Annotated in this window: 29 protein-coding genes, 1 other RNA gene and 1 pseudogene; 24 read left to right on the forward strand and 7 right to left on the reverse strand. The window is 65.8% G+C overall.

From position 1 onward, the window contains the following. Nucleotides 1-151: 151 nt before the first annotated feature. A complete protein-coding gene (locus P5G52_RS09300; RefSeq protein ID WP_301226750.1) occupies nucleotides 152-454 on the forward strand; it encodes a hypothetical protein in 303 nt (100 codons plus the stop codon). Between the two features lie 17 nt (nucleotides 455-471). Continuing rightward, nucleotides 472-696 carry a helix-turn-helix domain-containing protein gene (locus tag P5G52_RS09305; protein ID WP_301226751.1) on the forward strand — a complete coding sequence of 75 codons (225 nt, stop codon included), beginning with the start codon at nucleotides 472-474 and terminating at the stop codon, nucleotides 694-696. Nucleotides 697-770: 74 nt separating this feature from the next. Here the strand turns inward: P5G52_RS09305 and P5G52_RS09310 are convergent, their stop codons facing one another. The 3 genes from P5G52_RS09310 to P5G52_RS09320 all read right to left on the reverse strand — a co-directional run bounded on the left by P5G52_RS09310 (nucleotide 771) and on the right by P5G52_RS09320 (nucleotide 2902). Beyond that, nucleotides 771-1115, reverse strand: a complete 345-nt coding sequence (locus P5G52_RS09310) for a histone-like nucleoid-structuring protein Lsr2 (RefSeq protein WP_301226752.1) — start codon at nucleotides 1113-1115, stop codon at nucleotides 771-773. 136 nt (nucleotides 1116-1251) lie between these two features. Further along, on the reverse strand, nucleotides 1252-1839 hold the full coding sequence (locus P5G52_RS09315) for an Rv1352/Rv1906c domain-containing protein (RefSeq protein ID WP_301226753.1): 588 nt from the start codon (nucleotides 1837-1839) through the stop codon (nucleotides 1252-1254). A 226-nt stretch (nucleotides 1840-2065) separates the two neighbouring features. Then, the gene (locus tag P5G52_RS09320; protein WP_301226755.1) at nucleotides 2066-2902 is read right to left on the reverse strand and encodes a tyrosine-type recombinase/integrase; all 837 of its coding nucleotides are present in this window, start codon (nucleotides 2900-2902) and stop codon (nucleotides 2066-2068) included. Between the two features lie 387 nt (nucleotides 2903-3289). Here P5G52_RS09320 and P5G52_RS09325 point away from each other — a divergent pair. The 8 genes and pseudogenes from P5G52_RS09325 to P5G52_RS09355 all read left to right on the forward strand — a co-directional run. Further along, nucleotides 3290-4270, forward strand: a pseudogene (locus tag P5G52_RS09325) (TadA family conjugal transfer-associated ATPase); the annotation flags it as partial. Beyond that, entirely contained in the window at nucleotides 4267-5124 is an 858-nt protein-coding gene (locus P5G52_RS09330; protein WP_301226757.1) for a type II secretion system F family protein, read from the forward strand. The pseudogene P5G52_RS09325 and the gene P5G52_RS09330, both read left to right, overlap by 4 nt. Then, a complete protein-coding gene (locus P5G52_RS09335) occupies nucleotides 5121-5996 on the forward strand; it encodes a type II secretion system F family protein (RefSeq protein ID WP_301226759.1) in 876 nt (291 codons plus the stop codon). Before P5G52_RS09330 ends, P5G52_RS09335 begins: the two co-directional genes overlap by 4 nt. 18 nt (nucleotides 5997-6014) lie before the next feature. Continuing rightward, nucleotides 6015-7427 carry a recombinase family protein gene (locus P5G52_RS09340; RefSeq protein ID WP_301226760.1) on the forward strand — a complete coding sequence of 471 codons (1413 nt, stop codon included), beginning with the start codon at nucleotides 6015-6017 and terminating at the stop codon, nucleotides 7425-7427. Nucleotides 7428-8250: 823 nt separating this feature from the next. Continuing rightward, nucleotides 8251-8460 carry a hypothetical protein gene (locus P5G52_RS09345; RefSeq protein ID WP_301226761.1) on the forward strand — a complete coding sequence of 70 codons (210 nt, stop codon included), beginning with the start codon at nucleotides 8251-8253 and terminating at the stop codon, nucleotides 8458-8460. 809 nt (nucleotides 8461-9269) lie between these two features. After that, nucleotides 9270-9551, forward strand: coding sequence for a WhiB family transcriptional regulator (locus tag P5G52_RS18310; protein ID WP_363321879.1), 282 nt, complete (start codon nucleotides 9270-9272; stop codon nucleotides 9549-9551). Then, complete coding sequence (locus tag P5G52_RS09350) at nucleotides 9551-9799, forward strand: hypothetical protein (protein ID WP_301226763.1); 249 nt, start codon at nucleotides 9551-9553, stop codon at nucleotides 9797-9799. Before P5G52_RS18310 ends, P5G52_RS09350 begins: the two co-directional genes overlap by 1 nt. A 524-nt stretch (nucleotides 9800-10323) precedes the next feature. Further along, nucleotides 10324-11496 (forward strand): phage major capsid protein, encoded by a 1173-nt coding sequence (locus P5G52_RS09355; RefSeq protein WP_301226764.1) that lies wholly within the window; start codon nucleotides 10324-10326, stop codon nucleotides 11494-11496. A gap of 214 nt (nucleotides 11497-11710) precedes the next feature. Here the strand turns inward: P5G52_RS09355 and P5G52_RS09360 are convergent, their stop codons facing one another. Together P5G52_RS09360 and P5G52_RS09365 are read right to left on the reverse strand one after the other, a co-directional pair. Then, the gene (locus tag P5G52_RS09360) at nucleotides 11711-11992 is read right to left on the reverse strand and encodes a hypothetical protein (protein ID WP_301226765.1); all 282 of its coding nucleotides are present in this window, start codon (nucleotides 11990-11992) and stop codon (nucleotides 11711-11713) included. 370 nt (nucleotides 11993-12362) lie between these two features. Next, a complete protein-coding gene (locus tag P5G52_RS09365) occupies nucleotides 12363-12965 on the reverse strand; it encodes an RNA polymerase sigma factor (RefSeq protein ID WP_301226766.1) in 603 nt (200 codons plus the stop codon). 375 nt (nucleotides 12966-13340) lie between these two features. Here P5G52_RS09365 and P5G52_RS09370 point away from each other — a divergent pair, with 375 nt between their 5' ends. The 14 genes from P5G52_RS09370 to P5G52_RS09435 all read left to right on the forward strand — a co-directional run bounded on the left by P5G52_RS09370 (nucleotide 13341) and on the right by P5G52_RS09435 (nucleotide 24192). Continuing rightward, nucleotides 13341-14225: a DUF3800 domain-containing protein gene (locus tag P5G52_RS09370; RefSeq protein ID WP_301226768.1), complete on the forward strand. Its 885-nt coding sequence runs from the start codon at nucleotides 13341-13343 to the stop codon at nucleotides 14223-14225. A gap of 617 nt (nucleotides 14226-14842) precedes the next feature. Further along, nucleotides 14843-15103 carry a hypothetical protein gene (locus P5G52_RS09375; protein ID WP_301226769.1) on the forward strand — a complete coding sequence of 87 codons (261 nt, stop codon included), beginning with the start codon at nucleotides 14843-14845 and terminating at the stop codon, nucleotides 15101-15103. Next, the gene (locus P5G52_RS09380) at nucleotides 15104-15520 is read left to right on the forward strand and encodes a TadE family protein (RefSeq protein ID WP_301226771.1); all 417 of its coding nucleotides are present in this window, start codon (nucleotides 15104-15106) and stop codon (nucleotides 15518-15520) included. It abuts the gene before it with no gap. A 46-nt stretch (nucleotides 15521-15566) separates the two neighbouring features. Further along, on the forward strand, nucleotides 15567-16025 hold the full coding sequence (locus P5G52_RS09385; protein ID WP_301226772.1) for a hypothetical protein: 459 nt from the start codon (nucleotides 15567-15569) through the stop codon (nucleotides 16023-16025). Further along, nucleotides 16025-16504, forward strand: a complete 480-nt coding sequence (locus P5G52_RS09390) for a pilus assembly protein TadG-related protein (RefSeq protein ID WP_301226773.1) — start codon at nucleotides 16025-16027, stop codon at nucleotides 16502-16504. Before P5G52_RS09385 ends, P5G52_RS09390 begins: the two co-directional genes overlap by 1 nt. Nucleotides 16505-16593: 89 nt before the next feature. Further along, entirely contained in the window at nucleotides 16594-17709 is a 1116-nt protein-coding gene (gene prfB / locus P5G52_RS09395) for a peptide chain release factor 2 (protein ID WP_087076375.1), read from the forward strand. 172 nt (nucleotides 17710-17881) lie between these two features. Then, nucleotides 17882-18586 (forward strand): cell division ATP-binding protein FtsE, encoded by a 705-nt coding sequence (gene ftsE / locus P5G52_RS09400; RefSeq protein WP_301226776.1) that lies wholly within the window; start codon nucleotides 17882-17884, stop codon nucleotides 18584-18586. Beyond that, nucleotides 18583-19497, forward strand: a complete 915-nt coding sequence (gene ftsX / locus P5G52_RS09405; protein ID WP_301226777.1) for a permease-like cell division protein FtsX — start codon at nucleotides 18583-18585, stop codon at nucleotides 19495-19497. Before ftsE ends, ftsX begins: the two co-directional genes overlap by 4 nt. Nucleotides 19498-19525: 28 nt before the next feature. Then, complete coding sequence (locus P5G52_RS09410; protein ID WP_301226778.1) at nucleotides 19526-21097, forward strand: M23 family metallopeptidase; 1572 nt, start codon at nucleotides 19526-19528, stop codon at nucleotides 21095-21097. A 67-nt stretch (nucleotides 21098-21164) separates the two neighbouring features. Next, complete coding sequence (gene smpB / locus P5G52_RS09415) at nucleotides 21165-21638, forward strand: SsrA-binding protein SmpB (RefSeq protein ID WP_087076369.1); 474 nt, start codon at nucleotides 21165-21167, stop codon at nucleotides 21636-21638. Further along, a complete protein-coding gene (locus tag P5G52_RS09420) occupies nucleotides 21635-22012 on the forward strand; it encodes a hypothetical protein (RefSeq protein ID WP_301226781.1) in 378 nt (125 codons plus the stop codon). Before smpB ends, P5G52_RS09420 begins: the two co-directional genes overlap by 4 nt. 109 nt (nucleotides 22013-22121) lie before the next feature. Then, nucleotides 22122-22489, forward strand: a transfer-messenger RNA (tmRNA) gene (gene ssrA, locus P5G52_RS09425). A 125-nt stretch (nucleotides 22490-22614) separates the two neighbouring features. Further along, a complete protein-coding gene (locus P5G52_RS09430; RefSeq protein WP_301226783.1) occupies nucleotides 22615-23919 on the forward strand; it encodes a D-alanyl-D-alanine carboxypeptidase family protein in 1305 nt (434 codons plus the stop codon). Nucleotides 23920-23964: 45 nt separating this feature from the next. Beyond that, nucleotides 23965-24192: a hypothetical protein gene (locus tag P5G52_RS09435; RefSeq protein WP_301226785.1), complete on the forward strand. Its 228-nt coding sequence runs from the start codon at nucleotides 23965-23967 to the stop codon at nucleotides 24190-24192. Between the two features lie 24 nt (nucleotides 24193-24216). Here the strand turns inward: P5G52_RS09435 and P5G52_RS09440 are convergent, their stop codons facing one another. Together P5G52_RS09440 and P5G52_RS09445 are read right to left on the reverse strand one after the other, a co-directional pair. Then, a complete protein-coding gene (locus P5G52_RS09440) occupies nucleotides 24217-25317 on the reverse strand; it encodes a carboxylate-amine ligase (RefSeq protein WP_301226787.1) in 1101 nt (366 codons plus the stop codon). Nucleotides 25318-25490: 173 nt separating this feature from the next. Then, the gene (locus P5G52_RS09445; protein ID WP_301226789.1) at nucleotides 25491-26201 is read right to left on the reverse strand and encodes a metal-dependent transcriptional regulator; all 711 of its coding nucleotides are present in this window, start codon (nucleotides 26199-26201) and stop codon (nucleotides 25491-25493) included. Nucleotides 26202-26387: the final 186 nt, after the last annotated feature.

Raw genomic sequence — 26387 nt, forward strand, 5'->3', positions numbered from 1 at the left:
GCGAGGTTGGCCCCATCGTGAGTTTCGCCGCCAAGGTGACCCTGCCTTCGCCTTAGAGCAACGACTAGCTCTCGTTATCGGTGATTCTGAGATCGTCTACCTGGCTGGGCGCACAGGGGATCAGGTTGTTGATCCAAGGAACGCTTACGAGGTGCTTCTGTTCACCGACTCGATAGTCGTTTCTGCTACGGCTCCGATAGAGCAGACACAAGGGGCAGAGATGATTGCCTACGTCAAATTTGCAGCGCGGGGAAGCATAACTGGGCTCACCGTCTCGGGCCTTGAGGACTATTCATACGACGGCGGCGAGACGTTCGTATCGTTTGAGGCCGTTTACCCTTCTGTTGGCGCCATCACAGTACGGGGCGGGCACGACTCAATTCGATCAGCCGCGGCGAGCCTTGACCTGTTCAATGCGATCAAGATCGAGTGTTTAGGGGCTCAGACTAGGTGACTTCTCAGCCTCGTTTCATGACTCTTACCGATGTTGCTGAGGAGTTGGCGGTGAGTCAGTCGCAGATGTACGCCCTCGTGAAAAGCGGTGACCTGCCGGCCATCCAGGTTGGCGGTCGTGGGCAGTGGCGGGCGGGGCGGGTGAAGCTTGAGGAGTACATAGCCCGCTTGTACGAGCAGGCTGAGAAGCAGCGCGCCAAACTCAACCTGGATGACTTGCCAGCAGAGCCGGCTGAGAACTGACTGGATGGAGACAAACGAAGGACGACACCGCAGCTGACGGTCTCGTCCTTCGTTTGTTCTAGCCTAGGTGCGTGTTAGCCATCCGCTTCGTTGTATTCGTTGTAGGCGTCGACGATTGTCTGGTTGATGCGTCCCCGTGAACTGGGGTTGTACCCGTGGTCCTGAGCCCACTGGCGGATCTCCTGCGTGTTCTGGCGCTTGTTACGGCTGGTCGACTTGGTGCCGCCCTGACTCCGCTTCCCGCCGTTGCTCTTCCGGCCCTTTTCCACATACTCAGACAGTGTCGAACGCAGCTTCTCAGCGTTCTCAGTGGTCAGATCAATCTCGTACTCCGTGCCCTCGAAACCGAATCGAACGGTCTCCTGAGCTTCTTCACCATTCAGGTCATCAACCAACTGCACCTGCACACGCTGCGCCACAACAAACTCCTAAGTCATCGAAAGTATGACCCCCATGTGGTGACCATATCCGCACTGCGAATGCCAAAGCAAAAGTGCCACAACGAGGAGAGGCCCCATAACCGAAGTCATAGGGCCTGTTACCACACGTACTGAACTAACCGATCTTTGACCAGGAACCGCAGCGGTTCGTGGTGAAATCCTGCCCAACCTGCAAAGTGACCGTAGGCTGACCACCCGACACATTGTCGTTAGCTACGATGTCGTCGCCATTTGTCCCCGACACGTAGATACCCCAGTAACAACGACCGGTAACAGGGGCGCTCGTTGTGTATGTCCCGGGCTCGACATTTCTGCCGACAGTCCACGAACCTTCGGTGATCGTCGTAGCAGCCTTCTTAGCCTCAGCGCCCTTCACCGCGTCCTCACGCTTCTTCACAGCAGCTTCCGCGGCTCCTACAGCCTGTTCGCGCTTTGCCACTGACTCTTCTTTCGAACGGAACTCGCCCTCGAGAGCACGCGCACTGTCGAGCTGTGCCTCAAGTTCCTTCTGACGATCGAGAAGCTTGTCCTTATAGGCGTCCTTCTCTTCGATCAGCGTTTGTCGCGATGTGCTTTCGGCTGCTACAGCTGCGTACTCTTCGCTTTTTGTCGGGTCGGCGACAGCCGAACCAACCCCTATGCCGCCGGCGAACACTGCGAGAGCAACTGCCGCTGCACCGCCAAGCTTCAACTTTCGATTCATCTTCCCCAGGTTCCTACGTGATATGAGACCGGATATGAGTCGATTTTGCTCAGTACCCTGGTGATTGCGACAGTGCAATCGAGGAACGTTAGCACGTCAGTGGTCGAATGTGGTCACCGAGGTTACTTACTTGTTTGCTTCGAAGATCTCATCTGCGATGGCTGCCAGCTTGCGGTGTTCTTCGGGCAGGAGGTGCCCGTAGATGTTGACGGTCATGCGAATGTCTTTATGGCCTAGGCGCTTGGATAGGGAGTGCATATCGGGCGCCGCCTTGGAGGAACATGCTCGAGCTGGTGTGGCGCAGGGCGTGTATGCGCGGTTTGTTCTCCTTCGTGAAGCCCGCGGCGTAGCAGGCCGGCGACCAGTTTTTGTGCGCAGCGGATGACATGATCTGCCCGCTCACCTTGTTTCTGAACACTAGGCCAGCACCAGCTTCGCGCACGAGTGGCACGAGTTCGCCGGCCATCCTGGAACTCAATGCGATCTTCCTGCGCGAACTGGTTGTTTTCGGCGGACCCAATACCTGGTTCCCGAGTCCGTCCTCCTTCCACGCCTTCGATACGTTCACCAGCACAGGGCTGTCGGAGTAGTTAAAATCAGACCCAGTGAGAGCTGTCGCCTCGCTGAACCTCATGCCGGTCACTAGGAGGAACTGGAAAAACGGGCGATAGTGCGGGTCAAGGTTGGCATAGATCCTGGCCCACTCGTCGCGGGTGATCACTCGGACCGCAGCTTCTACTGAGTCAGAGGACGGCAGAGGGATGCCGTAACAAGGGTTGTCCGCTCTCAGGCTCAGGCGCACGGCTGTCTTCATGGCCGACGAAAGGAACCCGAAGTAGTTGCGAACCGTCTTCGGCGCCAATCCCAAACTCTGTAGCACTCGCACCCAGTAGACGACTCCTTCGTAGTCAAGATCCGCAATTAGTGTGGGCCCAAGCTCTCCCGCGAAGTGCCGGTCCAGGCTGGTTGCGTACCTCTTCAGCGTGTAGTCGCCTACCGCGGTCCGGAGTTCGATATGCCGCTCGAGAGCATCCCGCACGGTCACCACTGGCTGCCTAGCCATGCCCACTCCAATCATTCGTTGAAGCAGCATCGTCTCGGCAAGGACGGGGGAGTACCGCACTCACGGAACACTGTTACGGAGCGGCTTCAAGGCGCCCTACGGCGCTTAGGTGCGCCTGCGTTACCGTCTACTTCCGGAACCCCGTATTGGTGAATCCATGCACCTGTAGTGACTTCTCAATTGCCGTAGCTCACGCGACATTCGCGCATGGGTCGGCTGACGTTGATTGTTACGCTCCTGCATCCCGCTTCTGGCTAGCGCGCCGAGTCCGCAGATAGTCCGCAAGAAGTCCGCAAAACCCCTATTGCAGCCCTCCGCGGACAACGGCGAGAAGCCCGGAAACATGCGGATCCTAACAACCTCCAACACCGCCCAATCATAGGCACAGAGTTCTGGATCAATGCGCCGTCGGAGGTGTACGTCGCGCGGAACGGCGAATCCGAGCTCACGGCGCTGACGTTGACGGACCAGCCGGTGCGGGACCTCGTCGAGAAGATGCTGAAGTCGTCCGGGCGCCGCCTCGACCTGTCCTCTCCCTTCGTGGATGCTTCCCTTCCGGACGGGTCCCGCCTCCACGTGGTGATTCCGGATGTCACCCGCAAGCACTGGTCCGTGAACATCAGGAAGTTCATCGCCCGTGCATCGAGGCTCGAGCACCTCGTCGAACTGGGCTCGCTGTCCCCGCAGGCGGCACGGTTCCTCGGCGCCGCCGTCGCCAGCGGCCTCAATATCCTCGTCTCCGGCGCCACGCAGGCCGGGAAGACGACGCTGCTCAACTGCCTCGGAGCATCGACCGGCGCCCGGGAGCGGGTCATCACGGTCGAGGAGATCTTCGAGCTGCAGCTTCCCCTGCGCGATGTCGTCGGCCTGCAGTGCCGGCAGCCCAACCTCGAGGGCCACGGGGAGATACCCCTGCGGCGGCTCGTCAAGGAGGCCCTGAGGATGCGGCCGGACCGCCTGATCGTCGGCGAGGTCCGCGAGGCCGAGAGCCTGGACATGCTCATCGCCCTGAACAGCGGCCTACCGGGGATGTGCAGCGTCCATGCGAACAGTGCCCATGATGCGGTGACCAAGATCTGCACGCTGCCGCTCCTCGCAGGGCAGAACATCTCCAGCAGCTTCGTCGTGCCCACGGTGGCATCGTGCATCGACCTCGTGGTGCACTGCGCCCGGCTCTCCGGCGGGCAGCGCAAGGTCATGGAGATCATGGCGCTGGGCCGCCGCGTCGAGAACGGTGTCATCGAGTCCTCCTCCATCTTCAGGAGCGTCGACGGGAACCTGCAGCTGACGGCCAGCGGCATGCCGGCCGAGGAGAAATTCGCCGCCGCGGGGGTCGACGTGTCGGCCCTCCTCGGAGTTCGCTCATGAGCACCGCGCTCGGTGTCGCCCTCGGTACCGGTCTCTTCCTCGTCTGGTGGTCCTTCTGGGAGCGGCCGTCGAAGGAGCGCAAGGTTCCGGCACGGCGCCGTCTGCTCGACGACCTGCTCCTGCGTGCCGGTGTCGAGCGGGTCTCATCGAACGGCCTGATCGCCTCGTGCGGCGCCGTGGGCGTGGTGGTGCTGCTCATCGGTTTCGTCCTGACCGGTTCCGCCCCGATCGCGCTGTGCTTCGCACTGTTCGGCGGGTTCCTGCCGTTCTCGATCGTGAGGTGGCGTGCTGCCCGGCGTACGGCCTCGCTGCGCGAACTCTGGCCGGACGTGGTGGACCACCTCCGCTCCGCGATCCGGGCCGGATTGTCGCTTCCGGAAGCGCTGATCCAATTGGGAGAGAAGGGCCCGCTCGAGCTGCGGCCCGCGTTCCGGGCATTCGCCGTGGACTATCGTGCGGGCGGACGCTTCGACGACGCGCTGAACCGCCTCAAGGAGCGGCTGGCTGATCCCGTGGCGGACCGGATCGTCGAGGCGCTCCGCATGACACGCGAGGTGGGTGGCTCGGACCTGGGCCGGTTGCTCGGCACGCTGTCCGAGTTCCTCCGGGACGCGGCGCGGACGCGCAGCGAGTTGGAGGCCCGGCAGTCCTGGACCGTCAACGCTGCCCGGCTGGCTGTCGCTGCTCCGTGGTTCGTCCTGCTGCTCCTGTCGACCAGGCCGGAGGCCGTACGGGCCTACAACTCCGCAGGAGGAGCCGTGGTCCTCCTCGGCGGGCTCCTGGTCTCGATCGTCTGCTATCGCGTGATGCTGCGGATCGGGGCACTACCCGAGGACGAGCGGGTGCTCCGATGAACCCGGCCACAGCCCTGGCCGCCCTCTGCGGGATCGTCCTCGGGACGGGCCTCTGGCTGGTGGTCGTACGTTTGCCGGCCATGCGGCCTCCAACGCTGACGCAGCGCGTGGCGCCGCAGCTGCGTGCAGTGGATGTGCGGTCCAGGCTGCTCTCGGAGTCGCCGGCCAACGTCACGCCCTTCGGGCCACTCGAGCGCATTCTCCGTCCCCTGCTGGCCGACGCCGTCTCCTGGTCCCACCGCTTCAACCCGGCGGCGGCAACGCTCGCCCGGAGGCTCGCCCAGGCGGGCCGGGGCCAGACGACCACCGACTTCCGGGCCCAGCAACTCCTGTGGGCTGCGGGTGGACTGGCCGGGTCGACGCTGGTCATGGTCCTCCTGGCGGCGTCGGGTTCGGCGAACATCCCCCTCGCCGTCGTCATCATCCTCGCCTGCGCCGTGATGGGGTTCGTCGGGCCGGATTACGTCCTGTCGTCCGACATCAGGCGGCGCGAGGCGCGGATGCTCGCCGAGTTCCCGAGCCTCGCGGAGCTGATGGCGCTGGCAGTCTCCGCAGGGGAGAGTACGACGGGCGCGCTCGAGCGCATCTGCAGGACGGCGTCCGGCGAGCTGGCCGGTGAATTCGCCCTCGTCCTCGCAGCGACCCGGGCCGGGAAGCCGCTCGTCGACGCCCTGCAGGAGTTCTCCCACCGGACCCGTCTCGCTCCGCTCTCCCGTTTCGTCGATGGCATCACCGTCGCCGTCCAGCGGGGTACACCCCTCGCGGACGTGCTGCGCGCCCAGGCCCAGGACGTCCGGGACCTGGCCAAGCGCGACCTGATGGAATCCGCCGGCAGGAAGGAGATCGCGATGATGGTCCCGGTTGTCAACTAACCGGCTTATGCTGATCGTATGACCGGCACCGCGTACTACATCAGGCAATCCGAGGACAAAACCGGTGATGCCGTCGCCATTGAGCGGCAGGAGCAGGACTGCCTACAGCTCGCGGCCCTGAAAGGCTGGGGCACTGCGGAACGTTTCGCGGACAACTCGATCAGCGCAACCAACGGAAAAACCCGCCCCGAGTTCGAGCGGCTGCTTACGGAGATCGCGGCCGGGCGAGTGACGCGACTTGTGGTGTGGCACTCTGACCGACTGACTCGCAGCATGTCGGATCTCCTGCGCCTTCTCGAAGCGAGCAACGGTTGGGGGGTTAGTCTTGCCGCCGTGCGTGGTCCGTCAATGGACCTTAATGATCCGACTGGGGTGGGTCTCGCGCAGATCATTACGGCCGTTGCGGGGATGGAGACAGCGCACAAGGGGGAGCGTCAGAAGCGGGCTAATAGGCAACGCGCGGAAGCCGGGAACGCCTTTTGGTCACGTCGGCCGTTTGGTTATGACCGCTTAAAGGATGGGACGGTCGTGACGATTCAGCATGAAGCCGATGCCATCAAGAAGGCCGCGGACCTCGTACTGGGCGGAGCGACTATGTCCAGTGTCGTCCGGTCTTGGAATGACGCGGGTCTACGGACAACGGACGTGCGCAGCGATAGCTCCGGAGCCCTAACGAAGAACGGCGGGTTGTGGGGAGTTACTCAACTGCGGCGGCTCCTGCTGAATCCTCGGTACGCGGGTAAGCGCATTTATAACGGCGAAGATATGGGTGCCGGCGAGTGGGAGCCCATCCTGACGGCGGAACAACACCAGGCGCTGGAGGTTTTTTTGACCGATCCGCGCCGTCGAACAGCGCCGGTAGACCTTAACGCGCGATACCTGTTAAGCGGCGTCCTCACCTGCGGGAAGTGCCAGCGGAAACTCTACGCGGCTCCGGTGAAGAGTCGCGGCCGCGAGTGGATGGTTTACCGGTGCCTGGGCGGTTACTGCTTGTCTAGGCGTCTAGACCTTGTAGATGAAGCGGTGGAGGGCGTCGTCGTGGCGCGGTTGGTGCGCCCTGACGCCGCTCAACTGTTCCGAAGCGGCGACGACGTGGTCCGGCTGCGTGATCGGGCGGCGGAGCTCCGGAAGCGCCGCGATGCTGTCGCTGAGATGGTGGCCGACGGACTCACCTCTCCCGGGACGGGCCGGGAGTTGGCTGCAAAATTGACCAATCAACTTAACGACGTATCGGCGGATATTGACGCAGCCGGGGCAACGAATCCTGCCGCCGCCCTGCTGATGGAGAACGACGTCGCCGCCGCGTGGGCGGCTTTACCAGTCGGCAACAAACGCCGGATTATTCGAGCGCTGATTGATGTAACCCTCATGCCCGCGGGTAAGGGCGTCCGGTTCAGCGCGGAGCAGCTGCGGCTCCAGTGGAAGGGCTAGGGAGGCCTTCATGGACAACGTTTTCAACGTGCGGGCTACCCCCGAGATCGTGGCGCTGGTATCCGCGTCTCTCCATCGTCCTGGCGGCTGGACGCGCCCCATTCGTCTCTCGTGTAGGGGACATGACACGGGGGCATCTCTGCAATTGCGCGTGGACGGCGAACACGTGATCGTGAGAGCGCAGCCAGCAGGCCTGTTTCTCCTTCAACGGCCGGAAGAGGCACCAGACCAGGTGGGCTGGTGGTTAGAGTGCCCGGAGTGCGCGCTGGGCGCGATCAGAGGCTGCTGGCAGGTGTACGTGCGCGCGCTCGGTGCCCTCCGAGTGTGGCAGGAGCAGGGCCGGCAGGGCGTGGCACGCTTCCGCTGGCCCGCCTAGGCCCTTAAGTTCAAGGATGTTACGATCTGGGGGAGCGGTTCGCCGCTCCGCGACGGTGGGTGTTAAAAGCCGACAATTCAGGGCCCCTCAAGGGGAAGTGGCAAGCTAGCTCCCGGTGACATGCAGCTCAGTGCTGCCCTGTCACGGGAGCTCTTTCATGCCCACGAATTCACTAGTACTCAAAGCCCGGTCCGCGGTCGGTAATGCCGCTCGAGGTGGTGACCCCGCGAAGGTCCGCGACGCGCGCCGCGACCTCGCTGCCGCCAAACTTCAGGCATTCGTAGCCCGCACTGTTGCCGAAGCTCCACCGCTAACCACGGAGCAGCTCGACGAAATTTCGGCGGCTTTGCGCGCTGGCGGCACCAAATGAGCGAGGCAAGCCGCCCCAACGTGGGGGCCGGGGCGGCTGTCGATATCTCCGGACGAGATTCAATCACCTTACCGCCGATGACCCAGGAGGACGCGGAGCGCGCGACGGCCGGCGCGCACGTTGTCGTTGTCCGGGTGTCGGAGGACCATATCCGCCGGCGTGTGTTTCTGAACCTGCCCGCGGCCGAGCGTGCTGCCCGGCGTGCCCGCGATGCCGGCCGCCCTTGTCAGATCATCCTCTGCCAGCTCGTGCCGGCCGGGCCCACAGAAGGCGAGGATCAGCGATGACGGACGCGCGGCTGCCGGAGCGGTGGCTGAATGATCGGCGGTTCCGTCGGTTGGCGTCGGATGAGTTCCGCTCGTACTTCATGGCCCTCGTCTGGTGTGTTGCCAATCGCACCGATGGGCACCTGTCGCCCGATGACCTGCCCTGGATCCCGGATTTTGTGTCCGGTAGCGTCCCCCAGCTTGTGGGTGCCGGCTTATGGGTGCCGACGCCTCGCGGCTGGCTCGTCTATGACTTCCAGACGACACAGACCAGCAAGGAACAGCTAGACGGTTTCGAAGCGCGAAAGCGTCAGGATGCCGACCGACAGAAGGCCAAACGCCGCCGAGACAAGGAATCCGCGAGTAGGGCTGGTCATCACGTGACGGAATCACGTGACCGTCACGTGACGGAATCACGTGACGACATAGGACAAGGACAAGGACTAGGCCAAGGACAAGGCTCTGGACGTGGGGAACTTGAAAACAGAACCGGTACGGGTTCCAGCTCCACGGCTTCGGGTAGTCCTGAGTCGTCGGGTCCGGCCGCGTTCTGTCACGGGTGTTCCGGGATAGTCACCGATTTCCTGCGTCGGGAGTTTGGGCCATTCTGCGCCGAACACGCGGGGGCGGCGGCATGATGCCGGCCGGCGGCGCGCCGCTCAGATCGGACCTCGGACTGTCCTCCCTGCCTGAGGTATCCACGGTGCACGAGTGCGAGAACGGCTGGACGGGTGAGGACCCGGCGGGCAGGCCGGTGCCCTGTTTGAGGTGCAAACGGCACTCGGTTGTCTCGCGCCGGCCTGACGGTTCGCCTGCCTGGTGGGTTCGTTATGACCGGCGCTGATCCGTCAATCGATAGCCGGCGGGGGGCCGCTCACCGGGCGTTCCTGGCCGTTGTTGAGGGTGCTATTCGGGCTGGCGGTGTCGTGCCGTGCGTGTCCGATGGGGCCGGCTGGCTGTCCTCGGTCGCTGCGGAGCAGGAGAAAGCAGCTCGAGAGTGCCGGCGCTGCCCGGCCCTGGCTGCGTGCTGGCAATACGAAAACGACTACCCCGAGCGTTCCGGCGTGTATGCCGGGCGGACTGAGAACGAACGAAAGAAGGGAAGACGGTGATGGAACTTAGTAACGCCGAACAAACCGGGATTTTAGAGGCAGTCGCCGTAGTCGGGCTGATCATCCGGAATGAGGGGGACGCGGGAGCGGAGACGATGGTCAGCGAGACGGACAACCCGGTCGGGCTTGCGCGAGCAGCCTGCGGTCTGGCTGCTGCCCTGCTTTTGGGCCTCGCTCCGGAGCGCGAACAATGGTTCCTGGACCAGTACCGGCAGCATGCGCTGGGACGTCCTGCGGGCGGCTCGTGATGACGACGGCAGGTGAAAACGCGCCGGTGGGGTCGGCGGGCGTGGAACCGGCCGGGGTGGTTCCTGTACGGCGGGACCTGTTCGGCCGGTTGGATTGGGCGGAGGCGGTAACTGTGGCCCCCGAGTCCGCTTCTGACTGGCGGGTGAGCGACTGGCGAGACAGTCCCTGACCGGGCACGTTAATATCGGTTCTAACGCTGGCCTTCGGGTGCGCGGGTCGATAAGGAATGAGGGCGTAGCCGTCAAGTTCTGAGATTGGCCCGGCATCCGGGGCAGGCGTGAGGGACACGGGCCACGGGCCGGCCGGCATTGATCAGCCGCCGACTACCTGGCTGGTCGTCCCGCCGTGTGCGACTGTTCCGCCGACGATCCCACGCCGGCCGCCTGAGGTCCCTTTAGCGGGGGATAAGGGCTGGGCCTTGCTGGGATGCTTCCGCGTCGAAACGGCTCCGGTTCCTTCATTCACTACGCGCTGACCCCTGCCATGCGGGGCCGCGTTCCTATGCCCTGGGAGGGCTAAAACAATGACCAATGTACGTAGGGAAAAGATTCGGGCCGCTGCCCTGGCCGACATTCAGGCCGCTACGGCGATTGCCGAAAAAGCCGAAGCAGAGGGCCGCAACATGACGGCCGACGAGCTGGCGGACTACGGCCGCGCCATGACAAGGGCGAAGGATGGCCGGGAACAGCTCCGGCAGCTCGACACGGACGACGAAGTGACGCGTCAAGCACGGGCCCTCGCGGCTGAGGTCGGCGGGGCACCGGGAACCGGTGCGAAGCGTCTGGCCCTGACGGGTGCCGGACGTAAGGACTCGGCCCGGGTCATCGCCGGGAAAATGATGACCAGCGACGGTTTCGGAGGCCGTAAGGCGCTGACGGATTCCGGTTCGATCGTGACCCCGGTTCCCATTCAGGGCGACGTCGCGAGCATGGGCCGGGTGCCGGCGTCGCTGCTGGAAGTCCTGCCGGTCCTCCAACACGACTTGGCTACCTTCCGGTTCCTCAGGCAGACACGGCGGGAGAACAACGCCGCGATAGTTGCGCCGGGCGCTGTGAAGCCCACGTCTATTTTCTCGGTGGAAGGGGTGCCGAATGAGCTGCGCGTCTTCGCTCACCTGTCGGACCCCGTGGACAAGTACCTGCTTGCCGACGTCGCGAGCCTGGAGAGGTTTATTGCTGACGAGCTCCTAGCCGGGCTCAATGCTGCGGTTGAGGACGAGATTCTTAACGGCGACGGGACTGCCGGGCACCTGCGCGGCCTCCTGGCGACGTCGGGCATTCAGTCGCAAGCAGCGGCCGCCGATAGCGTGACGACGGTTCGCGCCGGCGTCACCAAGCTTGAAGCTACGGGCCATGACGCGTCCGTGATCGTGCTTGCTCCTGCGGACTGGGCGGAGATCGAAACGGCGCGCAATACATCCGGGGCTTTTGACCTCGCGGGCCCGGTTGATCGGGCCGCACGGAAGCTCTGGGGCGTTCAGGTCGTGCTCTCCAACACGGTGCCCGCGCGTACTGGGCTGGTTTTCGACGGGTCAGCCCTGGCCGTGGACACGGACCGCGTCGGCGTCGAAACGAAGTGGAGCGACGCGGGGGAACTCTTCGACCGTAACCAGCTCAAGGCGCGCGTTGAGGGCCGGTTCTCCGTGTCCGTCTTCCAGCCCTCCGGGGTCGTGGCGCTTACTCTTCCTACGGCCTGACGGCCTAGGTTCCCGGCGTTAACCTCACCCGCGCCGCCGGTCCATAGGCGGCGACGGGATGGATGGAAGCAGAGCCCCTTTCTAGCTACGACGCTTCCAGCGCCATGTACGGCGGTAGCCGGCCGGCCCCCTTCGCTGGCCGGCTACCGCCTTGCGGAGCTCAATTCCGAGGCGGCCTAGCATGGCCGTTTGACTACCCTCCTACGGGACGGGCTTAAGCAGGCAGTTCAGCGAGACCGAGGTCCTGGCAGACGGTGCTGGGTCCGGGTATGACCGCGGCTCTGCCGTCGTCCATGACGCAGACGGTGAGCAGGTTCGGTACAGGGTGGCTGCCGCTTGGGTCGTAGTCTCCGGGATCGGCAGCACCAAATTCATCCTCTGGATCAAGGGCATTCTGCGCCCACATGTCAGAGCACAGACCAACAGGGTCTTCGATGTCGATTCGGCTGTCCTGCCGCCCCTCGGCGGCAGTGAAGCCAACGCCCAGTGTGGCCATCGCCCCCGGGAAGCGTCCGTTGTCGTACTCAGCCCTGGCGAAGCAGGCAACGTCGCCGGCGTTGGTGACGGGAGCCTGCAGCGCGGTTACCGCCCCTGCAGTGACAGCGACACCGACAACCGCAGCACCGAGGAGGATCTTCCGCCGCCGGCGCTGCTGCGACGAACGGCTCCTCTCGGGCTGCGGACTTGCCGCTCCACCTCGTGCGGACAGAGCGGCGCTGGGTTCTTGGGTACGGACAGCCTGAACGGTCATCGCTCGCGCAGAGTGATCTAAGGGCTGGCGGGGCGCTGGTCCGGCAGCGCCCTCGAGCGAGGGCATGGACACCAGCTGCCGGCGCAGCGCCTCTCGCCGATCTGCCTGGAATTGATCAGCGCCCATCGTGCACTCCGTCCATCCGTCGTTCACTCAGCGTGGCCGCTTCCTCGTACAGGGATCCCAGACGTTTCTTTGCCCTGCTCAGCCGGGACTTCACGGTTCCCTCAGCAACCACCAGGACCAGGGCCGCGTCCTTGAGAGCCATGCCCTCGACCACACACAGGGTCAGCACGTCCCGATCGAGCGGCCGAAGCCGAGCGAATGCTTCCCGCAGGGCCGCGAACTCGCCCACACGTTCATCGTCGTCACTGACCTGATCGGCGACGTCTCCCAATGGGGCCGGTGGCGGCAGCTGGGACAGGAACCGCCTGTACCGGCGCTCATTGCGGACCTGATTCCGGACCAGATTATTGGCGGTAACCAGTAGCCACGGAAGGATCGATTCCTCGACCATCCGCACATAGGCTCTACGCCGCCATGCCTCGTAGAACACCATGGCGGTCACATCCTCGGAAACCGTGTGCATGCCCATCAAGCGAAGCACGTGACGCAGCACCCGATCGTGGTGCCGATCGAACACCACACCGAACGCATCCCCATCGCCATTGACGACCCGACGCCACAACACCTCATCCGAAGCGTCCACTCCACCCATACCCAGTAGTGTCCGCTTCCCACCGATGGTTCCACTCAAATCCAAGAAACTCTTCCTTCTGGAATCGTCCGGTGGAGCATCCTTCAGCGGGCAGCCTTAGTTAAGGGCGGCTGGAGTTCAGGTTGAGTAGCGCGTTCCCCGGCGGTGCCGGCCCTCTCCGATACGGTGCCGGCTCCTCGAGCCTGATGACCTCGTCACCGGTGCCGATGGGTTGCCGCCGCTGAATCCTGCCGGCGCGCTTCCCCCCGGTGGGGGCCCTATGAATCCCGGCCTAAACCATCGGTGGACCCGAGCGCCGGGTAGGAGGTCGTCCCCCTCCGAGACTGAGGGGGGGGCTATACACTCATACCTTTGGGCTGCGAGAGAGGGATACCTGTGCGCGTTTACTACTTCGATGACTCAGGCAAGCGGGAGGCAAACGAAGACAGCCCATGGTTTGTGGTCGCTGGCTTCGGTATCGATGCCGATGACCTCTTGAAGATGTCTGCGAAAGTGCGTAGAGCCGCTAGTAGGCATGGCCTCAAGTTGGAGTACCCCGCTGAGTTGAAGTTTTTTCATGTGGGCAAGAACGGTCATGACAAGGTTCGAGACCGCCGGAACTGGATGCTGGATGCTGGCCTCACCACCAACGCGGAGAGGAGAGCACTTGCCTACGCATGCCTGAGGAACGGGACCCTCATAGAGTCACTTAGGGTGATAGCCGTTGCAGTTGATACCCGCGAACTCGCCGAGGGAGAATCAGCAATGGTGACGGCAGTGACCAAACTACTCGAACGCGTGCAAATGGACTCGCAGGGCTTCGGCTCCGGCAGCATGGTAATGATGGACGAGGAAAACGCCATCGATGACGATCTTCGAGACGCGATGCGGAGCGGCTCGAGCCTCATAAAGTCCTTCACCCTTCTTCATGACACCATCGGATTTCTACCGTCAGAAGAGAGCCCGGGCATTCAGCTGGCGGACCTGATCGCAGGCAGCGTTAGCCGGTACTTGAATACGGGCTATAAGGACGCAGGTTATCTGCGTATCATTTGGCCTCATATGCGCCACCGGCAGGGCGAGCGCAACGGCTACGGCATCGTCACGGTCCCACGGGCTGCAAAAGTGCCGGCTCCAAGGCCGCAAACAGTTCCTTGGCCCAAGTTCGACCGGGACGTTCACGAGGCAGAGCTTGCTGCTGACCGCGACTCCTGTGAGTGGTGGGAGGACGGTACCCCCAGTAGGTACTATCCCGCCCACGAACAGGTCCCAAGCGTCTAGCCGAGCAGAGGTTCTTAAAGTTGGAGACCGGGGGCTCTAATGAGCCACGGAGCTGATGAGCCCCTCCCGGTCGTTGATCCAACCGTACCGCATAGAAGCCCAGACGCAAGAGCCGGGGAAGAGTAAAGCCTTCTCATTCGTCCCCTTCCCCAAAAAACCCGCCGCCCCCGTCTCCGCTCTGCCGCATTTGCTCAGCACGATTGGACCCGGCCCTGATTTGGGCCGCGCCTTGGTGTGAACCTGGGCTGCAGTAGCTCGCTGGTGCCTGTCTCGCGCGGTTGCGGGACTTCGGTGGAGATGTACCGCCCGCTCATTGGTTATGGCGTAAGAGCGTAAAGAAGAACCGCCTGCGGCAGCTGGCAGGCAGTAGTGGACGCGGGCCCATGCCGGTATGCTGGGGCCTGCATTCCAAGTGTCAGCCTGGGATGCCGCGCCGGGTGGACTGTCGAGGTCCGACCCGGCTTTTCCGTCTCCGGAATAACCACGACATTGCACTAGGAGGGTGCCGCTGGTCTTCGGGGTCCTTCCTCTGACCGTCCTCTTCGCCGTGTATCCGGGAATCGCACTGATCAACCTCGGCTTCTGACCCACCGACAACCACAAGAAGGGGCACTCCCATGAAGATCATGACCAGCGCATCGCGCATCGCACTCCTGGTACTCGTGGCGGTCACCGCCCTGCTCCGGCCCCCGGACGACGGCGATAGCGGCGATGGCGCACATGGCGAAAGTGAACGGAACGACGGCGAACGGGGCGACGTGCCGGGCTGGGTCATGATCACGTTGATGTCCGCCGTCCTCGTCGCCGCGCTCCTGGCGATCGCCGGGCCCGCCCTCGAGGGCCTGTTCAACCAGGCGATCGACCAGGTCTCGCCCTAGGTGAGCGTCCGACCGCGCACGCTGCACGCCGCTGCGGGCACGGACGGGGATCACGAGCGCGGTGCCGCCGTCGTCGACTTCGCCCTGATCGGCGGTCTCCTGACGGTCATCTTTATCGCGATCGTCCAGCTGACGCTCGTCCTCCATGTGCGCAACACGCTCATCGACGCGGCCTCGTCCGGCGCCCGCTACGGCACGCTTGCCGACCGCAACCCCCAGGACGCGGTGGGACGCACCGAGGAGCTGATCCGCGGTTCCCTGGCCGATTCCTACGGGTCGGACATCACGATCGGCGAGAGCACGGTCGGTGGTGTCCGGATCCTCGAAGTGGTGGTCCGCGCACCCCTGCCCGTCCTGGGCCTGATCGGGCCGACCGGTGGGATGGAGGTGCATGGACATGCCGCCCTTCCCTCCTGAGGTGGTGCCGGCTCCGCTCCGGGGCCGGCAACACGGCAGGAAGCAGATGCATGCACGAGGTCGACGGCGACCGCTGGGATGGAGGGCCCTCCGGGGCCGGGAGGACGGAAACGCCGTCGTGGAGTTCGTGTTCCTCGGCGTCGTGCTCCTGGTCCCGGTCGTCTACCTCGTGCTCACCGTGGGGCAGTTGCAGGGCGGATCGTTCGCCGTCGTCGGTGCCGCCGACCAGGCCGCGAAGGTCTATGTGGATGCACCGACACCCCAGGCGGCGGATGCACGGGCGCGGCAGGCGGTGCGCATCGCCCTGTCCGATTTCGGGTTCAGCGAGGACCAGGCGGCCGTGGACATCGCCTGCAGCGAGGAATGCCTGGCTCCGGGCTCGACCGTGACTGTCGTCGTGCGCCTCGAGGTACCCCTGCCACTAATTCCTGGGATCGCCGGTTCCCACGCCTCTGCCGCGACCGTGGATGCGACCTCCACCCAGCTCGTCGAACGGTTCGGCTGATGCCGCGGCTGAAGGTACAGGGGAACGACAGGGCGGAGGACGGGGCGGAGGATGGGCAGGTCGGGGTCCTGATCATCGGATACCTCCTCATCTCACTGCTCGTCGTCACCGTCGTGCTCGCCGTCTCGGCCGTATACATAGAGCACAAGAAGCTGTTGTCGGCTGCCGATGGCGCTGCCCTCGCCGCCGCGGACAACTACAGCATTCCGGTCGGGGCCGGCGGGTCCGGCACGACGACGCCGCTGCCCGTCCTGCAGGACTCCGGCGTCGAGGAGTCGACTGCCGGCTACCTGGCGGCGACCGGTGCCGATGCCCGTTTCGAGCAGTTGGTCATCGACCCCGCCACGGGTGCGCCCGACGGACGCACCGCCCGGGTCGTCCTCACCGCCGTCGTGCGTCCGCCGATCGTAAATTTCCTCGTGCCCGCCGGGGTCCCGATCGTCGCTCAGGCCGACGCGCGCGCTGAACTGACCCGCTGACGCACCCGCTGCCGCCAGATGCCGCTCCCGCTGCCGCCCATCGACGCGCCCGATGCCGCCCCACGCCGATGACGTAGGCTGGAAGGACCATGGCAACCACTGATTTTCCCGCAGAGATTCGCGCCCTGCGCGCTAAGTACCAGTCCATCGAGCAGGTCTCCGATGTCGAGGGAATCCGCAAGGACATCGAGGAACTGAGCGAGGAAGCCGGGGCCCCCGACCTCTGGGACGATCCCGCTGCAGCCCAGAAGGTGACCTCCAAGCTGTCCTACCGGCAGTCTGCCCTCGAGCGGCTCGAGACCCTCCAAAGCCGCATCGACGACCTCGAGGTCCTCGTGGAGCTCGCGCAGGACGAAGGCGACGAGGACTCTCTCGCCGAAGCCGAGAAGGAGCTCGTCTCGCTGAGCAGGTCCCTCGACGACCTGGAGATCGTGACCCTGCTGGCCGGCGAGTGGGACGAGCGGGAAGCCGTGGTCACGATCCGCTCGGGAGCCGGGGGAGTGGACGCCGCCGACTTCGCCGAGATGCTCCTGCGCATGTACCTCCGCTGGGCCGAACGCCACGGCTACCCCACACAGGTCCTCGACACCTCCTACGCGGAGGAGGCGGGCCTGAAGTCGGCGACGTTCGAGGTCAAGGCGCCGTACGCCTTCGGCACCCTGTCGGTGGAGGCCGGGACGCACCGCCTCGTCCGCATCAGCCCCTTCGACAACCAGGGCCGCCGGCAGACGTCCTTCGCCGCCGTCGAGGTCATCCCGCTCATCGAGCAGACGGACGTGATCGAGGTCCCGGACAACGAGATCCGCGTCGATGTCTTCCGCTCGTCCGGCCCCGGCGGGCAGTCCGTCAACACCACCGACTCCGCCGTCCGCCTGACCCACCTCCCCACGGGACTCGTGGTGTCGATGCAGAACGAGAAGTCGCAGATCCAGAACCGCGCCGCGGCGATGCGCGTGCTCCAGTCCCGCCTCCTGCTTCTCAAGAAGGAACAGGAGGACGCGGAGAAGAAGGCGTTCGCCGGCGACGTGAAGGCATCCTGGGGGGACCAGATGCGCTCCTACGTCCTCAACCCGTACCAGATGGTCAAGGACCTCCGCACCAACCACGAGGTGGGCAACACCTCGGCGGTCTTCGACGGCGAGATCGACGATTTCATCGATGCCGGCATCCGTTGGCGCACCAACAACCGCAACGACGCCGCCTAGCCGCTACGCGAATCCGGCGCTCCACCACCTGTTCTGGGGGTGGAGCTCTTGCGCGCGACACACCGCCGGGGTAATGGGCGCTTCGTGATGCCATCGTTATAGTCGAGGAGCCGGCGCTTCCTTCCCCCAGCCAATGCCCGTACCCGGTGAACACCATGGGCGCAGAGTGATCATGATCCGATTCGACAACGTCACGAAGACCTACGACTCCAAGTCGCAGCCCGCCCTCGATGCCGTCTCCCTCGACGTGGACCGCGGCGAGTTCGTCTTCCTCGTGGGCGCCTCGGGCTCCGGCAAGTCGACCTTCATCCGCCTCGTGCTCAAGGAGGACCGGGCAACGAGGGGTGCGGTGTACGTGGCCGGCCAGAACGTCGCCAACATCCCCAGCTGGCGCGTCCCCCGCCTCCGCCGCGGGATCGGCGTCGTGTTCCAGGACTTCCGCCTGCTGCCCAACAAGACGGTTTTCGCCAACGTCGCGTTCGCGATGCAGGTCATCGGGAAGAGTCGCGCCGTCATCCGGGAGACAGTGCCCGACGTCCTCGCGACCGTCGGCCTCGAAGGCAAGAACAACCGTATGCCGCACGAACTCTCCGGCGGCGAGCAGCAGCGCGTCGCGATCGCGCGCGCCATCGTGAACCGGCCCGGCATCCTCCTCGCCGACGAGCCCACCGGAAACCTCGACCCGACGACCTCCATGGGCATCATGAAGGTCCTCGACAAGATCAACCAGAACGGCACCACCGTGGTCATGGCCACGCACGACGACGACATCGTGAACACCATGCGCAAGCGCGTCGTCGAACTCCGTGGCGGTTCCGTGGTGCGCGATGACGCCCAAGGCATCTACATCGGTGAGACCGAAGCGATGGCCGGATGAGGCTCGCGTTCATCCTGTCCGAGATCGGCTCGGGCATCCGCCGCAACCTGTCGATGGTCACGTCGGTGATCCTCGTGACCTTCATCTCGCTGACCTTCGTCGGCGCAGCCGGGCTGTTCCAGCTGCAGATCAACCAGATGAAGGGCTACTGGTACGACCGCGTCCAGGTCACCCTCTACCTCTGCGTCGACAACTCCTCGGAGACCAGCTGCGCCACGGGACCCGTGACCAAGGACCAGCGGGCAGCCATCCAGGCGAAACTCGAATCCGAGCAGTTCGCCCCGTACGTCGACACCGTGACCTACGAGTCGCAGGACGAGGCGCTCGCCCACTTCCGCGACCAGTTCGCCAACTCGCCGATCGTCGATTCCGTCACCGCGGACCAGCTTCCCGAGTCCTTCCGCGTCAGCCTGGTGGATGCCGAGAAGTACGAGGTCATCGACGAGGCCTTCTCGTCGGAGCCGGGCGTGGACGCGGTGAGCGACCAGCGGGACTTCCTCGAGGCGATCTTCCGGTACATGAACTGGGCCTCCGTCGTCGCACTCGCGATCGCAGGCGTCATGACGTTCTGCGCCATCCTGCTCATCGCGACGACCATCCGGCTCTCGGCCTTCAGCCGCCGCCGGGAGACCGGCATCATGCGCCTCGTCGGGGCGTCGAAGGCCGTCATCCAGCTGCCGTTCATCCTGGAGGGCGTGATCGCCGCCGTCATCGGCGCCGTGCTCGCCTCAGCCGCGCTGTGGGGGGCGTCGAGGTTCGTGATCGACGGCTGGCTCGCGAACACCTTCCCCCAGACGGCGTTCATCTCGTCCCAGCAGGTGCTGATCCTGGTCCCGGTCCTGATCCTCCTCGGAGCCGTCCTCGCAGGGCTCTCATCCCTGCTCACCCTTCGACGATACGTAAAGGTCTGACAGCATGCCGCTCAGCGCCAGGGAACACGTGCGCCCGCCAGCAACCTGGTGGGCGCGGCAGGACAAGAAGGCCTTCGTCGTCCGTGGCACCGCGGGGAGTTCGATCGCCCTCGTCGTCGCACTCGCCCTCGGGTTCACCACGCCGGTCGTCGCGGACGAACTCGACGACCGCAAGAGCGCCCTCGAGAACGAGGTCGCGGAAGTGCAGCAGTCCATGGAGTACCTGGACTCGGACATCGCGGAGACCATCGGTGCACTGAAGACCTACCAGGCGGAGTTACCCGCGGCGCAGCAGTCCCTGGCCGACGCGCAGGGCGAGGTCGAGGCCGCCACCGGCGAGGTCGGGGCACTGGCTGTCCGCGTCGAGCTGGCGCAGGAGACCCGGAACAAGATCACCGAGGAACTCCGCGCCGACCGGCAGGAGATGGACGAGACGCGCGAGGTCATCGGACAGATCGCCACGGAGGCCTACAAGAACGGCGGAATCCCCACGAACGTCTCGCTGCTCCTCGGCGCGGAGGGCGTGGAGGACTTCACCGAGTCGATGGACATGGTGGACCAGGCCCTGCGCAGCCAGAACGCGGCGATGCAGCGTCTCTCGGAGCAGAACGCCACGAACGCCAACAGCCAGGCCCGCCTCGAGGCCGTCGAGGCCGAGATCACCGAACTCAAGGAGAAGGCCGACGCCGCCCTCGCCGCCGAGCAGTCGGCACGTGACCAGGCAGCAAGCGAGAAAGCCAAGGTGGACAAGCTCGTGGCCGACACGTCGGCCTTGTCCGCCACGCTGCAGAAACAGAAACCCGTCATCGAGGCGAAGCTGGCGAGCGTCGAGCAGGCCCAGCAGCAGGTGAACTCGGACATCGCGGAGCGCCAGCGCCGCCTGATCGAAGAAGCCCGCAAGGCGGAGGAAGCCCGCCAGAAAGCGGAGGAAGCCCGCCAGAAGGCGGAGCAGGCGCGCCTGCGTGCCGAGGCCGAAGCCGCGGCGGCCGCCGAGCAGGCCCGGCTTCAGGCGGAAGCCGAGGCCGCCGCAGCTGCGGAGACCGCGCGCCGGAAAGCGGAGGCCGAAGCCGCGAACCGGCCGGCTCCTGCGCCCGTCCAGCCGCAGATCGTGGAGCCGGTCGCCCCCGTGATCCCGGAACCGCCCGCCCCTGCGCCGTCGGACCCCGCGCCGGGCCCCCGAGGATTCGGGCTGAACTCCCCGGTGAGCGGCCCGATCAGCTCGGGATTCGGCTGGCGTCCGACGCCGGTCGGCACCATCGACTTCAACGGCACCGGCGGCTACATGCACACCGGCATCGACTACGGCGTGGGCTGCGGAACGCCGCTCTACGCGCCCGCGGCCGGCGAGGTCTGGTACGCGGACTCTAACGTCCTGCCCGGAGCCGGCAACCGGATCGTGCTCAACCACGGAGTGGTGGGCGGCAACGTGCTCGCGACGAACTACTACCACCTGACGAACTTCCTCGTCTCGGCCGGCCAGCGCGTCAGTGCCGGCCAGCTGATCGGCTACACCGGGACCACGGGCAACTCGACCGGGTGCCATCTGCACTTCGAGACGATGCTGAACGGCACCCTCGTGGACCCGATGGGCCTGCTCTAGGTCGTAGGATGGAAGGCACTGTCCTCCCGCGGACCGCCGTCCGCCGCAGCGCCGAAGGAGTATTGCCGTGCCGAAGGAAAGTGGCCGGAAAGTGGTGGCCACCAATCGGAAGGCCTTCCACGACTACGCCGTGCTCGATACCTACGAGGCCGGCCTCGCCCTGATGGGCACCGAGGTGAAGTCCCTGCGAGCGGGCCGCGCCTCCCTCGTGGACGGTTACGCGGTCTTCTACGGCGACGAACTCTGGCTCGAGGGCATCCACATCTCCGAGTATTCGCAGGGCAGCTGGACGAACCACGCGGCCCGCCGGAGGAGGAAGCTGCTCCTGCACCGCGAGGAACTCACCAAGATCTCGCAGAAGATCCGTGAGTCCGGCTTCACCCTCGTCCCGCTGCAGCTCTACTTCCTCAACGGCCGGGCCAAGGTGGAGATCGCGGTGGCACGGGGCAAGCGCGACTACGACAAGCGCCAGACCCTGCGCGAGAAGCAGGACAACCGCGAGGCGCTGCGTGCGATGCGCGAGAAGAACCTCGGCGCGTGAGCGATGTCTTCTGGGAAGCCCAGGAGCACGACGACGAGCCCGACCCGTCCGAGCTGACCTACAGGCGCCCGTGGTGGGTGACCCTCGGTGCGCTCATCGACCTGATCATCCTGATGGTCGTGGTGCCGGTCGGTATTCTCTCGCTCATCCCGTTCGTCTTCCTCGTCTACGTCTTCTTCGCGCAGGCCCTCGTCTGGATCTCGCCGGCGCTCCTCCTGCTGAATGCGGCGATCTTCTGGTGGAGCTTCCGGCGCAAGCAGGCCGGCACCACGGCCCTGGCAGCCCTCGGCATCGCGTTCGTCACGCTCGCCTTCGTCGTCGTCCGCCTCTGGCAGTCGCCGGTCGTCATCCTGGGTATCCAGCTGGGACAGTGATGTTCTCTGCTGGCGAAGCTACGGAACGGCGGGACCGCCGTGCTGTACACTCGAGGAGTCGCTCAGCCGGTGGGCTGAGCGGTACAGGAATCACTTGATAACTGAACATGGGGATGACAGGTTTCGACGATGTTAGTCGCGACAGGGGAAGCGGGCCGAGGATACAGGGTTATCTCGTAAACGCTCCTTGTAAAACAATAAGTGCCGAACAAAAGCGCACTGACTTCGCTCTCGCTGCCTAAGCAGCCTAGCTAGTCCGTCAGCCCGGGTTTGCTCTCGCCCCGGATACTGGCGTCATTTAGAGGGCCACTGCTCCCGGTCCTCGTTGTAGGGACCGGGGGGACTTTTATACAACTGGGCTTGGCAGCCACTTGTTTGCACGATGGCTGAAGCCGAGAAAAACCGACGCAAACTGCGCCCGGAGAAGCCCTGACTACACTGCATCGGACGCGGGTTCAATTCCCGCCATCTCCACCACCACGAAGCGCTCCGCCGGTACCCGGCGGGGCGCTTCGTCGTCTCCGGCTCCTCTTCCGAAGCCTTGTCGCCGCTGTCCCCGGCGCATACCCTGTGAGCAGGGTCGTCGAGTTCCAGGGGTCATCATGAGACGCATCGCCGGGTACCTGCTCGCCCTGCTGACCTGTGCGATGCTTCTGGCGGGCACCGTCGTCGCGGCGCCTGTGGCCCAGGCGGTGACGGCGATCGACGCGAAATACGCTCAACTCGGTGGCGCGTCCGGACGCCTCGGTGCCCCGACGTCTGCGGAGACCTGCGGGCTGCGCGGCGGCGGCTGCTATCGGAGCTTCCAGGCCGGATCGATCCACTGGTCCCCGGCCACCGGTGCCCAGCCGACCTGGGGCGGCATCCGCACAGCCTGGGCCCGGACCGGTTGGGAGAACGGCAAGCTCGGCTACCCCACGGGCTCCGAGGTGTGCGGACTGAGGAACGGCGGGTGCTACCAGAGCTTCCAGGGCGGCTCGGTCCACTGGTCCCCGGCCACCGGGGGGCGGCCGACTTGGGGCGCGATCCGCGGGGCCTGGGCACGCTCAGGGTACGAGAACGGCCAGCTGGGCTACCCGACCACGAACGAGGTCTGCGGGCTGCGCGGCGGCGGGTGCTACCAGAACTACCAGGGCGGGTCGATCATCTGGTCACCGACGACCGGGGCGCGGATCTCCGTCGGCGCGATCCGGGCGGCCTGGGCCTCCACCCGCTACGAGAACGGCGCCCTCGGCTACCCCGTGTCCGACGAGTCGTGCACGGCGGGTGCGTGCAGTCAGCGGTACCAGCGCGGGGTCATCTCGTGGTCGCCGGGAGGCGGAGCGCGGATCGCCCGCGACATCGATGTCGCCGCGTCGGTGTTCGTCGTCGTCAACAAGCGCCGGCAGCTGAATCCGGCACGCTATGTCCCCGGCCCGCTCGCGGGAGTCGAGGGGCCCCTGCTCCGCAGCGACGCCGCCCAGCAGTTCGCGCGGCTGCTCTCGGACGCGCGCGCCAGTGGTATCGGGATGGTCCCGGTCAGCGGCTACCGCTCCTACGACACACAGGCTTCCCTGTATGCCTCGTACGTGAACCAGTACGGCCAGGCGACGGCCGACCTCATCTCCGCCCGCCCGGGATTCAGCGAACACCAGACCGGCCTCGCCATCGACATCGGCAACCCGAACGGGGCCTGCGGGCTGCAGGAGTGCTTCGCGACAACGCCGGCAGGAGACTGGGCGGCCCGGAACGCCTGGCGCTACGGATTCGTCATCCGCTATCCGCGGGGGTTCACCTCGGTCACCGGATACTCCTACGAACCCTGGCACCTGCGCTATGTCGGCACGACGATCTCCTCGGAGATGCGCATCCACGGACTACCCACCCTCGAGCACTACATGAGCCTTCCGGCCGCGCCCTCCTACTGACCGCAGTCCGGGTCATGCCGCGGGAGCGGCCACTACACTTGGGCAATGAGCTGGACCGACCGGCCGCCCCCGTGGCTCCCGCCGCTGCCTCCGCCCCACCGGGGCCGGGCCCTGATCGTGCTCGGCTGGATCCTGGTCGGCGGGACGTTCGTCTACATCTTCGTGATGAGCTACCTGGGCGGGACGCACACCCTCTTCACCCTCGTGCCCCTCCTCCTTGGACTCCTGTGCCTGATCGTCGGCCTGCTGCGGCGTGACACCCGGGAGCGCTGACGGCCCCGTGCCTGCCCGGCGGGCCTACGGTTCGAAGGTGAGGGTCCGCCCGTACAGGAACAGCAGGGCCTCCAGGCCGCCCTCGCGCATCGCCTGGCGCTGGCGGGTGGCGCCGGTGCCGCGTTCGTCCACCGTCGCGAGGCCCGCCTTCACCCAGGCGGTGTCGCCCTCGGCGTCGAGAGCCGGGCCTATGTGCTCGAGGAAGGCTGCGAGATGTTCTCCGGCGGGAACCCGTTCCGCCGTCGCACAGTCCACGAGATGGTGTTCGAGCCCGTCGCGCGCGGCCTGCCACAGAGCGGCATCGAGCAGTTCGGGGTCGGGGACGACGGGCGGCGTGTCCGCCTCGGCCTCGCCGAGGGCCGTGACCACCAGCGCCCGGGTCAGGGCGCCCAGCAGCACCGAGTCCTGCGCCTCGAGCTGCACGTCGCAGGCCCGGAGCTCGAGCGTGGGGTAGTGGTCCGAGAGGCGCGCCACCCAGGTCAGGACCCCGCGGTCGAGGATGGCCCCGGTGGTGCCGAGCCGCGTGATGCGCCGCTCGTAGTCGGCTGCATCGGCGAAGTAGGGAGCTATGCCCTGGACGGCCCAGCGGCGGTAGTGGACCACCCGCCAGCTGTCGAAGCCGCTGTCCCGGCCGAGCCAGTAGGGCGAATTGACGCTGAGCGCGGTCAGCAGCGGTATCCAGGGGCGGATGCGGTTGAGGGCCTGGATACCGCGCTCCTGGTCGGGGACGCCGACGTGCACGTGCAGGCCGTTGACGAACTGGTCGCCCACGATACCCGGCGCGCTGGCCCGAAGATCCTCGTAACGCTGCTTGTCGGTCAGTTCCGGGTACGCCTGCCGGATCCAGGGCGCCGTCCCGGTCGCGGCGCCGATGGTTCCGACGCCCGCTGCAGCGTCCGCGAACTTCCGGCGGAAATTGAGCAGGGACTCCTCCGCCTCGGTCAGGGTCTCGCAGACGGGAGTCGCCGTCTCGATCTGGCAGGACAGCAGCTCGCGCTGGATCTCGTCGCGGCTGATCTCCGGCGTGGACTCGAGCAGCCCCTGAACCTCGGTGGCGCGGTGTGCGGGCAGTCCTGACACGGGGTCGAGGAGCAGGTACTCCTCCTCAAGTCCGAGGGTGGTCATCGGGAACTCCCTTCCGGGATATCAGGGGCATCGGGCACGGCATTCCGACCAGTCTAGGAGGGGCACCCCGGCGAGGGCGATCTGCCGCAGGTCCCGGGTCCCGCCGGTGCAGTGGGTCCCGCGGGTCCGGTCCGTTCAGCAGGTGCAGTGGTCACGGCCGGTACGTGGGCGCGTCAGCGGTGGGCACCGATCGTGCACCCCTCGTGGGGTGCGGTGCTCTCGATCCACAGGGACCGGGCGAGGGCCGCGTCCACCGCGAGGTGCGGTGCGGAGGCGTCGGCGCCGAGGCGCAGGTCCAGGAGGGACCCGGCGGCGCGCTGGGCCACCAGCAGGTCGTCGTCGAGCGCTATGCCGTTCCGGTCGAGGAAACGCAGCACGTCCGGGTCGTCGTCGCTCACCCGCACGAGCCGGCCCGCATGGCCGTCGTCCAGGCCGTCGAGCCGATGCGCGGACGGGTACCGGACCGAGCCGTCGGCACCCGGGATCGGGTCCCCGTGCGGGTCGCGGCGGGGGTGGCCGAGCTTCGCGTCCAGGCGCTCGATGAAGGCGTCGGAGACGGTGTGCTCGAGCAGTTCTGCCTCGTCGTGCACCTCGTCCCAGCCGTAGCCCAGCTCGGTCACGAGGAACGTCTCGATGAGCCGGTGCCTGCGGACCATGGCGAGGGCGAGGGCCTGCCCGGACGGGGTGAGGCTGATGGGCCCGTACTTGCGGTGATGCGCCAGCCCGAGGTCCACGAGCTTGGCGACCATCCCCGTGACGGACGAGTTGGCGACCGAGAGCCGCGCCGCCAGGTGCGTCGCGGTGACGGCATCGCCCTGCCACTCGGTGAAGGCGTAGATCGCCTTGACGTAGTCCTGGACGCTCGTGGATTCGATGCTGAGCACGGCACCCCTGCGGGCCGCCATCAGGCGTCACCGGGCAGTGCCGCTTCGGACGCCCGGGACGCGGGCGGGGGAGCTGCCGGGGCGCCGGCGCCGGCGATAGAGATACCGGCAATAGGGATACCGGCGGCAGGGGTACCGGCGGCAGGCGTGCCGGTGAGCGGCATATCGGCGGCGGGTCGGGTGGGC

It is taken from the genome of Arthrobacter burdickii, from assembly GCF_030433645.1.
Taxonomy (GTDB): domain Bacteria; phylum Actinomycetota; class Actinomycetes; order Actinomycetales; family Micrococcaceae; genus Arthrobacter_D; species Arthrobacter_D burdickii.